The 9,921-nt window shown below is 27.1% G+C and carries 8 protein-coding genes and 2 pseudogenes; 8 read left to right on the plus strand and 2 right to left on the minus strand.

Going from position 1 to position 9,921, the window contains the following annotated elements:
* Positions 1 to 525, minus strand: a pseudogene (locus tag KQI30_RS15730) (transposase); the annotation flags it as partial.
* A 179-nt stretch (positions 526 to 704) separates the two neighbouring features.
* Here KQI30_RS15730 and gmhB point away from each other — a divergent pair.
* Genes gmhB through KQI30_RS15770 form a run of 8 tightly spaced genes read left to right on the plus strand, consistent with a single transcriptional unit; the run spans position 705 to position 9,597 of the window.
* Positions 705 to 1,952 (plus strand): D-glycero-beta-D-manno-heptose 1,7-bisphosphate 7-phosphatase, encoded by a 1,248-nt coding sequence (gene gmhB, locus KQI30_RS15735; RefSeq protein ID WP_216464297.1) that lies wholly within the window; start codon positions 705 to 707, stop codon positions 1,950 to 1,952.
* A gap of 21 nt (positions 1,953 to 1,973) precedes the next feature.
* Positions 1,974 to 2,612 (plus strand): D-sedoheptulose-7-phosphate isomerase, encoded by a 639-nt coding sequence (locus KQI30_RS15740; protein WP_216464298.1) that lies wholly within the window; start codon positions 1,974 to 1,976, stop codon positions 2,610 to 2,612.
* Entirely contained in the window at positions 2,609 to 3,853 is a 1,245-nt protein-coding gene (locus KQI30_RS15745) for a glycosyltransferase family 4 protein (protein ID WP_216464299.1), read from the plus strand. The genes KQI30_RS15740 and KQI30_RS15745 overlap by 4 nt, the downstream gene beginning before the upstream one ends.
* Positions 3,854 to 3,871: 18 nt before the next feature.
* On the plus strand, positions 3,872 to 4,969 hold the full coding sequence (locus tag KQI30_RS15750) for a glycosyltransferase family 4 protein (RefSeq protein WP_216464300.1): 1,098 nt from the start codon (positions 3,872 to 3,874) through the stop codon (positions 4,967 to 4,969).
* Between the two features lie 2 nt (positions 4,970 to 4,971).
* Positions 4,972 to 6,099: a glycosyltransferase gene (locus tag KQI30_RS15755; RefSeq protein ID WP_216464301.1), complete on the plus strand. Its 1,128-nt coding sequence runs from the start codon at positions 4,972 to 4,974 to the stop codon at positions 6,097 to 6,099.
* A 13-nt stretch (positions 6,100 to 6,112) separates the two neighbouring features.
* Positions 6,113 to 7,240, plus strand: a complete 1,128-nt coding sequence (locus tag KQI30_RS15760) for a polysaccharide pyruvyl transferase family protein (protein WP_216464302.1) — start codon at positions 6,113 to 6,115, stop codon at positions 7,238 to 7,240.
* The gene (locus KQI30_RS15765; protein ID WP_216464303.1) at positions 7,240 to 8,262 is read left to right on the plus strand and encodes a Coenzyme F420 hydrogenase/dehydrogenase, beta subunit C-terminal domain; all 1,023 of its coding nucleotides are present in this window, start codon (positions 7,240 to 7,242) and stop codon (positions 8,260 to 8,262) included. Before KQI30_RS15760 ends, KQI30_RS15765 begins: the two co-directional genes overlap by 1 nt.
* Before the next feature lie 15 nt (positions 8,263 to 8,277).
* Positions 8,278 to 9,597 (plus strand): DUF6418 domain-containing protein, encoded by a 1,320-nt coding sequence (locus tag KQI30_RS15770; protein WP_216464304.1) that lies wholly within the window; start codon positions 8,278 to 8,280, stop codon positions 9,595 to 9,597.
* Between the two features lie 156 nt (positions 9,598 to 9,753).
* On the opposite strand, the pseudogene KQI30_RS17745 reads toward KQI30_RS15770, so the two are convergent.
* Positions 9,754 to 9,921, minus strand: a pseudogene (locus tag KQI30_RS17745) (transposase); the annotation flags it as partial.

The raw sequence follows: 9,921 nt of genomic DNA on the forward strand, positions 1-9,921 counted from the left end.
GAGTTTTTTCAAATTCCTTTTGTAGTAAGAGCAGTTAGTATTGATGCATTTATGTATTTTAAAATGCTTACGCTCCTTACGTTCAGAGAGTGTGCTACCGCAGTAAGGACATTTAAATATTAGTGGCTTAGTTGCAAAATTAGACTCTTTAAAGGTTAGACCACATACTTTGCATTGGTATTGACCCTTATTACCATTGTTATCATAGATATATTGGTGCGGAGCGCCACATTTAGGGCATTTTATTTTAGTTGGTATAGACTTACCATTACGTCGTTTTACAGGAGTTACGATTTTATTGTATTTATGCTTATAGTAGGCTAAAAGTAATTTGTAATCTACATTATGAAATTTAATTATTTTAGGAAGTTTATCTATTTTAAATTTTTGATACTCTGGGCTATTTGAATCATCAAAAGATAATTGCCCAAGTGGTATATATTTAGAAATAAATATGAGTAATTGAAAAATTATATTAATTAAATATTGATTATATGCTAGTAAATAAGTTATAATTGAATCCACAATAACGACAACCTTTCTAAGTTATTTTTGGTTTGTGAGAGATTCAATTTTAACATAGAAATCAGGGGGTCGTTGTTTTTTTATGCAAAAAAACTTCTAGAACCTTGATATATAAAGATTTTTAAAGAAAGAAGTGTAAATAAACTTTACACTATCTATGTTCCAGTGGAGGGAAAATAATGAAAGTTGTAATTATGGCAGGAGGAAGAGGTACAAGAATCTCTTCTGTCGCAAGTGATATTCCAAAACCAATGATTAAAATTGAAGGTAAGCCTGTTTTAGAACATGAAATTGAATGTTTAAAAAATCAAGGCTATACAGATTTAATTATTACGGTAAGTCATCTTGGAAATATTATCATGGACTATTTCAAAGATGGATCAGACTTTGGAGTAAATATTGAATACTTTGTTGAAGAAACACCACTTGGCAATGCAGGAGCGTTATTTCAATTAAAAGATAAGTTAAAAGAAGATTTCTTATTATTGAATGCTGATGCAATTTTTGATATTGATTTTAATCGTTTTGTAAATTATCACAAACAAAAAGGTGGATTAGTTACATTATTTACACATCCAAATAGTCATCCTTATGATAGTGGACTTATATTTACTGATGAAAATAATTCTGTATTAAAATGGTCTGCAAAAGAAGATGAAAGACCTGAGTTTTATAGAAATAGAGTAAATGCTGGATTGCATGTTATTTCTCCGAAAGTATTAGATACAGTAATTACAACTGAAAAAGTAGATTTAGATAGACAATTATTGAAACCTTTAGCTGGTACAAACCAAATGTATGCTTATGATAGTCCTGAATATGTAAAAGATATGGGAACTCCTGATCGATATGAATCTGTATGTAATGACTTTAAAGCGGGTAGAGTACAAGCTAAGAATCTACATAATAAACAAAAGGCTATCTTCTTAGATCGTGATGGAACAATTAACAAGTATGTTGGTTTCTTAAGAGATATAAATGATTTTGAATTACTTCCAGGTGTTACACAAGCAATAAAGAAAATCAATGAATCTGGTTATCTTGCAATTGTTGTAACAAATCAACCAGTTATTGCAAGAGGAGAAGTTACCATTGGTCAATTAAATGAAATCCATAATAAAATGGAAACTTTATTAGGAAAAGAAGGAGCTTATGTAGATGCAATTTATTATTGTCCCCATCATCCACACAAAGGATATGAAGGAGAAGTTCCTGAATTGAAAATTAATTGTGAATGTAGAAAACCCAAGCCAGGTATGTTAATACAAGCTTCTAAAGATTTCAATATTGATCTAAGCAAATCTTGGATGATCGGGGATAGTGAAAATGATATTCAAGCAGGTATTTCAGCAGGTTGTATGACTGCTTTGATTGGTAAAGATAATTTTAATCAAAATAAAACGATTGATAGTTTAAAAGAGTTTTAAATTTTAGGAGGAGGTATTGCTATGTCAAGTAAACAAATTGACATTTTAATAGAAAGATATCCACAATTAGATGTTTGCAAAAAAGATATTATTGAGACATTTAATATTTTGAAAGAATGCTATGAAAATAATGGAAAATTATTAATTGCTGGTAACGGTGGTTCAGCTGCTGATGCCGAACATATTGTTGGTGAGTTAATGAAGGGATTCAAATCATCAAGAAAATTAAAAGAATGTGAAATTGAAAAGTTGATTTCAGTTAATAACGAGATGGGTGAATTATTAGGCGATAATCTACAAGGTGTATTACCTGCAATCGCTTTAGATGGGCATATGTCACTAACTACTGCTTATATGAATGATTGCGAGCCATTATTGTGTTTTGCTCAACAAGTTTTTGGTTATGGTAATAAAAATGATGTTTTTTTAGGGATATCTACATCAGGTAACAGTAAAAATATATTATATGCAGCAACTGTTGCGAAAGCAAAAGGAATGAAAGTAATTGGATTGACTGGTAAAAAAGAAAGTAAATTATCCGATATTGCTGATATTTGTATCAATGTTCCTCAAACTGAGACTTATATGATTCAGGAAATGCATCTTCCTGTTTATCATTGTTTATGTTTAATGTTAGAAGAAAGTTTTTTTGAAGTATGAAAAATAAAACAGTTTTATTTATAATGCCCAGATTACCTTTTCCAGCATCTTCAGGTAGAAAAACATCGTTATATCATTATTGTAGAATTTTATCAGAAGAATTAAATTGCAAACTAATTGTTGCGGCATTTTTAGAAAATGGTGATTCTATTGATGATAAGCCTTCTTTTATCGATGAATTAATAATTTTACCAAAATCTTCTATTTTCACCAAGATAAAAAACATTTGTTATTACTCATTATTAATTCGTAGATTTCCTTTGCAAGTATCATTATTTTGGAATAAAAAAGCAAAAATGATTATTCAGGAATTAGTTGCAAAATATCAACCTGATTATGCAATCGCTGATATGGTTCGGTGTACAGAATATATTAAAGATATTGATGCAGTAAGAGTAGCAGATTTAGATGACAGAATATCTTTAAGATATAAACGACAACTTATAACAGATATAAATTCAATTAATCCTTATGGTGCTTTTATAAATAGTGTTCCTAATATTTTTAAAAATTTTATGATGAACAGACATGTTAAAGAATATGTTCTAAAAAATGAAATTAAATTATTAAGTGAGTATGAATTATCTATGGGTAGAGAATGTGAGTTGACAGTATTTGTTGCGCAGAGTGAAGCAGATGATTTTAATAAAGAGTTAGGTAAAAATAAAGCAATAGCAATACCAATTGGGGTTGATGTTAATTATTTTCAAGCAAAGAAATCTCATGAAAAAGAAAATTATATTGGGTTTTTAGGTGCAATGAGTGTTGCTCATAATGAAAATGCAGTAAAACATTTTATCAATGACATATTTCCTCTAATATTAGATAGAATAAATAATGCAAAATTTATAGTAGTTGGTGGGGGATCTTCGGAAGAATTATTATCTTTTGCTTCTGACAATATTATTTTTACTGGAAGAGTTGAAGATGTCCGTGATTATCTAAATCAATGTAAAGTGTTTGTTTGCCCTATGATGTTTGGATCTGGCATCAAAACAAAAAATTTAGAAGCAATGTCAATGGGATTGCCGATAGTATCATCATCAGTTGGTGCAGAAAATATTAATGCAACAAATGGCGTTGATATGATTATAACTGATTCAAATGAAGAATTTGCCAATTCAGTTATTAAATTGTTGTTGGATGATGAATATAGAAATAGAATTTCTGAGAATAGCGTTGATTTTATAAATAAAAATTGGACATGGGATAGAGCTAAAGAAATTTTTGGAAAAATTTAGATATTTAGGAGGTATACAATGAAAATATTAATCGACGATGGTATGCAAGTAAAAATTGGAACAGGGATAGGAAAATATACTTCATATTTATATAAAGAATTAAAAGATAATGTCGATAATAATGATGTTGTAGATTTAGAACAATTTAATACAGGAAACTCTTCAAAAAAAGCAAGTAGATTAAAATATTTATTTCACATCAATTCATATAGTTACCAAAAGAAGTGCAAAAGTTATGATGTTGTGCATTTTACTAATTATGCAATGCCATTTTTTAAATGTAAAAATACGAAATATGTTGTAACAATTCATGATTTAGCTTCATTTGCTCATCCTGAAACTTTTTCATCTTTATATAAAATATATAATCAGTTTATTGTAAAGTTAGCAATAAAAAATGCTGATGCAATTTTTACTGTATCTAATTCAATAAAACAAGAGATATCATCAAAATGGCCTAAAGTTAAAAATAAAATTTTTGTCGCGTACCCTGGATTATACTCTGAATATGATAATGAAAAAATTAAAAATAAATTTGATTCAGATATATTAAATAAGAGTGAATTAAAAGACTTTTTTCTATTTTCTGGAACATTGGAGAAAAGAAAAAATCTAAAAATAGTTATTGAAGCTTTTGCAAAAATTAAAAAAAGTGATAATAATTTTAAATTGGTTTTAGCTGGTAGACCTGGTTTCGGATTCGATGAATATAAAGAGTTAATTAATAAATTTAATATTGAGAATGATGTTGTTATTACTGGTTACATTTCATCAAGTGATTTATTAAAATTGTATAAAGAGGCATCTGCTTATGTTTTTCCTTCAATTTATGAAGGATTTGGATCAACACAGTTAGAATGTATTGCAAACAATTTACCAATAATTTTAAGTGATATACCAACTAATAGAGAAGTTAGCGAAGGATATGGATTGTTTTTTAAACTTGGAGATGTTAATAGTCTTGTTGAAAAGATGTTAAAAATAGTCAACAGAGAAATAGATGATTTTGACCTAAATAATGAGGCTAAAAGAATTCTTCCTAAATATGTATGGAGTAATCTAATACAAGATTACATAACATTGTATAGAAATTTATTAAATAATTGTCGAGGATAAGTATGAAAGTAAAAGAAAAAATTAAGGTGTGCCATGTAATTAACTGTTTTGAAAATGGCGGAGTCGAATCCTTTTTAATTACATATTTTAATAATATGGATCTATCAAATTACGATTTACATATTGTTGCACATTGTATAAAAGTTCCCGAATGTATGAGTAAATTTGAAAAACTAGGATTTAAAATTCATATTATTCCGTCAAAGAAAAATATAGTTGGACATTTAAAGGGGTTGAATCAAGTTTTTTCAACCGAAAATTTTGACATAATCCATATTGCTACTACAGAATGGGCATTTATTCCTGCTATTATTGGGAAAATTAACAATTGTAAACATATTATTAATCATTCACATATGGCAGAAAATTTTAATTCGATTGTTTGGAAAATAATTTATAAATTTATAGCAGAATTAGGAGTGTTATTCTCTACTGATTATTTTGCGTGTTCAAAAGACGCTGCAATATGTTTGTTTGGTAAAAATAGGGTAGAGAAAAATGAAGTTACTATCATAAAAAATGCAATTAGCATAAATAATTTTATGTTTAATGAAAAAGTAAGAATGGATAAAAGAAATGAACTGGATATTAAACATGATTATTGGTGCATTGGGCATGTAGGTAGATTTTGTGAACAAAAAAATCAATTATTTTTATTGCAAGTATTTAAAAAAATTGTAAAACTAAAGAATAATGTAAAATTTATTTTAGTTGGAGTTGGCCCATTAGAAAATGAATGTAAAGCACTAGCTAATGAATTGGGGATTTCAGAAAATATTTTATTTTTAGGGGCAAGAAATGATGTGAACGACTTATACCAAGCGATGGATGTATTTGTATTTCCTTCACTGTATGAAGGTTTAGGAATTGTAGCAATAGAAGCACAAACTTCTGGATTACCTGTAATTGCCTCAGATAAAATACCTGGTGAAGTTAAAATAACAAATTTATTAACTTTTGTATCACTTGATGCTACACCAGACAAATGGGCTAAAATAATTTTAGAAAATTGTAAAAGAAGTAATCGTTCAACTGATTTTTCTTGTATAGAAAGTAATGGATATAACATAAAGATAGAAGCAAATAAATTGGATGAGAAATATAAGTCAATTATAGAAACTAAATATTAGAATGGAGAAAAATATGAAAATAGGATTAGTGACATGCCATAATATTAAAAATTATGGATCTGTATATCAAACATTGGCTACACAATCTATTTTGGAAGATTTAGGGCATGAAGTGCAAGTAATAGATTATAGAAGAAAAGGAACTGACCATAAAGAATTCAGACAGTTAACTTTGTCTGAATCGCATATGGCAAAAAAAGCAATTATTGGAAAGTTTGTTCCTCTAATTTTATATCCATCATTCATCAAAATGGAAAATGTGTTTGAAAGTTTTTTGAATAATTATATTAAACGAACTAAGAATATATATCATTCAAGTGAAGAACTTAAGAATAATTTACCTGATATGGATTTGTTTATAACAGGTAGTGATCAAGTGTGGAATAGTAGTATTAATTTGAGAATTGAAAAAACTTATTTTTTAGATTTTGTTCCAGATTCAAAGCCTAGAATTTCTATTTCATCTAGTTTTGGAAAAAAAGAAATATCGGCGGAAGAGGAAAAAGTTATAAAACCATTATTAATGAAATATTCTCATATTTCTACAAGAGAAAAAACTGGTGTTCAAATTTTAAACAAAATGGGTATTCAAGGTGGATATGCATCTATGGATCCAACGTTGATAGTTAATAGAAATCTATGGGATAGAATTAAAAAACCAATTAAAACTCCTAAAAAGTATATTTTAGTATATCAACTTCATAGAAATAAAGAATTTGATGAATATATAAAGAGACTTTCAAAGTATTATAACATGCCTTGTATTAGAATTACACTTTATTATCATTATGCTTTAAAAGGCGAAAAAGTAATTGTGACACCTACACCTAATCAATTACTAACTTTGGTTGAAAACGCAAATTATGTAATTTCGGATTCTTTCCATATGACTGTATTTTCAATACTATTTCACAAAAAATTTGCAGCAATATTTTCAAAAAATAGTTTTAACGGTCGAATAGAAAATCTATTAGATATGACAAATTTAAAGAATAGGATAGTAAATGAAAATACTCCATATGATAAATTAGATGAAAATATAAATTATGCTATAGTTGATGAAATAATCACTAAAAAGCAAAATGAGGCGCTTGAGTGGATAAAACAATCTATTGGTGATATTGGAGGGAAGTTTTTGTAATGATGAATGTATACGCATTTAGAAATTCTGACCAGGTTGTAGAAGAATCAGCATCTGGTGGAGCTTTCAGTGCTATTGTAGAAAGTTTTTTCGAATTAAGTAATTCTGAAAAAAAGGTTTATGGTTGCTGTTTTGACGATAACTTAGATGTTAAACATATTGGTGTTGAAAGTAAAGAGGAAATTAAAATATTTAGAACTTCAAAATATGTTGAATCTGATATTAAAGGTGTTTATCAAAAAGTATTAGAGGATTTGAAAGCTAATAAGTATGTTTTGTTTTCAGGTGCTCCATGTCAAGTAGCAGGACTAAAGAGTTATTTGAGAGTTAAAAACGTAAAAGATGTAAAATTATATACTATTGATATTATTTGTCATGGAACTCCATCAAGAAAATATTGGAATGATTATAAAGAGTGGTTAGAAAGAGTAAATAATGATAAATTAGTTGGTTTTTCTTTTCGTTATAGTAAAGCTAAATGGAAATTATATCCATGTATGGCAAGGTATAAAAGTGGGAAAATAAAAGTCAATACGCAAGATACACGAATGTTTACAAGACTGTTTTTTTCGCACTTAACAATTAGAGAATCTTGTTTTAAATGTAAATATTCAAATATGAATAGAGTCGGTGATATCACAATTGGAGACTTTTGGGGTATTGATACAATCATGCCGGAGTTTATAAAACAAAGACATATTGATAGTAAAAGTGGTGTTAGCTTAGTAATCGAAAATACTGAAAAAGGAAATCAATTAATAGAAATCATAAAGAACAAATCTGGTGAGAATATTCAAATTTGTTTAAGTAATGAATTTATTAAATATCAACATAATTTGAATTCACCTACTCAAAAGCCCAAAAATTATGATTGCTTCATTAGTGATTACGAGAACTATGGATTTGATTTTATAACTAGAAAATATGGAGAGTATACATTGCTAGGAAGGGTTATTTTTGATATAAAAAAAATATTGCATGAATATGGCATAATTGAGAAGATAAAAAAAATTACGAAATGATAAGGTGGTGATGTAATGTCGTTCTTAAATTCTATAATAATATTTTTGACAATTATGATTTTTATTTATATGTATAATGAGTGTTCAGTTATTTTTCCATTATTAATTCCATTTTTATTAAATGTAATTATAAATATTATCTCATGTGCATATATTGAAGAAGGAATTTACGTTGCAGATATTAATAAATATAGTTATATGACAGGTTCTACAATTAGACTTGCTTTATTAAATTATGTTTTTTTGTTTACTGTTATATTTCTTTATAAAATTAATAAACAAAAGATATTAAGAATAAAAAAATGTATTATTAACGAAAATACGAACTATATTGCTTTATCTGTAATAACAATTTTTACTTTATATTTAATTGTAGATATTTTGATTTCAGGATCTATTATATCTAATTCAAATATCAATCGATTTAATTATTATAGTGATTATTCTACATTACCTTTAATTTCTTTAGTTAGCTCATTAAGGTATTCATTTAGTTTTTTAAGTGGTTTAGTTTTCATTTCAACATATAGAAGAAAATATAAGTTTTGGAGTTGTATTTGTGTTTTAGGATTAATTATTTCTTGGTATTTAGTTGGTAACCAATTTACTGGAATTTTATATGTTGTAATATATTTCTTTATGCCAATTTTAATTCTATTGTTAAAATCTAGAGTTAAACTTATTAACTTTAAAAATGTATTAATTGTTATTATTATAGTTTGTGTTGCTTTATTACCAAAATTGAGCTATTTTCAAAACAATGGAATTTATGGATTGAACAATTCAAATTATAACAGTGCTTTTAGTTTACTTCTTTATAGAGCTTTTGGGTTACAATCAGCTTTATGGTGGGAAATAGATAGACAAGTATTTGTTGAAGGTTTTAGAGACTTTTCGCAAATATCTAATGAATTGTTATCTTTATTTTCATCGTCGAATCAATATGATACTGGAATTTATTATTTGATGGAAAAAGGAATGCCACAATCCGAGTTTATAAGATATATACAAGGAAATGGAACACTTTGTGCAGGTCATCCGGGTATTGAAATTGTTACTTTAGGTTATATTGGTGCAGCAATAATGATGATATTTGAAGCTGTTTTATTCTTTTTTTTAATAAAAAAAATCACTATATGTGTTTTAAATAAAGAATATTTTTCTTGTTTTATTTATGTCACTTTACTGTATGAAGGGATGAAAGTTTTTACGGTTGGTGGATTTTTATGGTTAGGTAATACAATACCGAAATTATGTATATTGTATTTGTTATTCAAATCTATATTTAAAATTAAATTTAAAATAAGATTGCCAATATTTAAGTTTAAAAATTAGTTGATAGTGTAAAGTTTGCTATGAAAAAATAATATAACAAAAAACACTATCTTTTTGAAAATTTAAAGTAGTAAATTACAGAAATAATTTAAATTTGAGCATGACAAAAAGACCTTTAATGAAGGCAAAAAAATTTATATTTGGTTATATAATCCGTTAGGAAGCATTTTTTTCTTGGATATCTAAAATAGCTTGCTGTCCTAACCTGATTAATATTTGCCATTTGGCAGGCATATTATCGATACCATCAAGAGCTTCAAGTTCATTAAGTGGTTTCCAATAGTTATATGGATGAGGTCTTAGAAAGTTATAATATGCGACCCA

This window comes from Clostridium bornimense (genome assembly GCF_018917145.1).
GTDB classification, from domain to species: domain Bacteria; phylum Bacillota; class Clostridia; order Clostridiales; family Clostridiaceae; genus Clostridium_AN; species Clostridium_AN bornimense_A.